Raw genomic sequence first — 982 nt, forward strand, 5'->3', positions numbered from 1 at the left:
GATGGAGCGATGGCAATACATTTATGCCTGTTAACAGTTGTCTTATCGCATCCTCCAAAGAATCAAATATCATTGGCCCGACGAAAGATTTTGACAAGAGATCTATTGCCGGTAAGCGTAGAAAACTGGCACAGACGAAAGCACCGGAGGTTATGCTTCACCTTCTTGATACAGCCGTTTCAAACGGTATTTCTGCCGATTATGTGCTGTTTGACTGCTGGTTTGCTAATCCGGCTCAGATTACGGCCATCAAATCCAAAGGGATGGATGTGATTGCAATGATCAAGAAAAGCAGCCGCATTCAATATCAGTATGAAGGACAGAAACTGAACATCAAACAGATTTATGCAAAAAACAAGAAGCGTCGCGGCAGATCCAAATATCTTCTTTCTGTCGATGTCATGGTTGGAAAAGAAAATCCAATTCCGGCAAAAATCGTATGTGTCAGAAACAAGGCGAATTGTAAGGATTGGCTTGCTTTTATCTGCACAAATCCAACTCTGTCAGAAGAAGAAATCATTCGTATCTATGGAAAGCGCTGGCAGATTGAGGTGTTTTTCAAGACCTGCAAATCTACACTTAATCTCATTGGCGAATGCCACAGTCTCTCTTACGATGCATTAACAGCACATGTAGCCATTGTATTTGCCAGATATATGCTTTTGGCATTAGAACAACGAAAAAATGAAGACCAACGAACCTTAGGAGAGTTATTCTTCTTCCTGGTAGATGAGATGGCAGACATCACTTTCACACGGTCTCTTTGCATCCTGATGGATGCTTTGATGGCAAGTCTTAAGGAGATTCTGAATCTGAGCGAAGAACAGCTTGCTGTATTTACTGCAGATTTTGTATCCAGACTACCGCAATATCTGCAAAATGCACTTGATTCGCGGGCAGCTAAAGCATAAATCGCTATTTTGTTAGCTGAAATATTGAATTTTCAAGGTACGAAGCCCATTTTGGGTATGGGAAGTCTTAG

Annotated in this window: 1 protein-coding gene; it reads left to right on the forward strand. The window is 41.4% G+C overall.

Annotated features, from left to right (window positions below):
- Positions 1–911 (forward strand): IS4 family transposase (locus ACTNBF_RS16465; RefSeq protein ID WP_441089704.1); only part of this gene is annotated, 911 nt, incomplete at its 5' end.
- Positions 912–982 lie beyond the last annotated feature (71 nt).

This window comes from Bariatricus sp. HCP28S3_A4 (genome assembly GCF_052066395.1).
Lineage (GTDB): Bacteria > Bacillota > Clostridia > Lachnospirales > Lachnospiraceae > Allocoprococcus.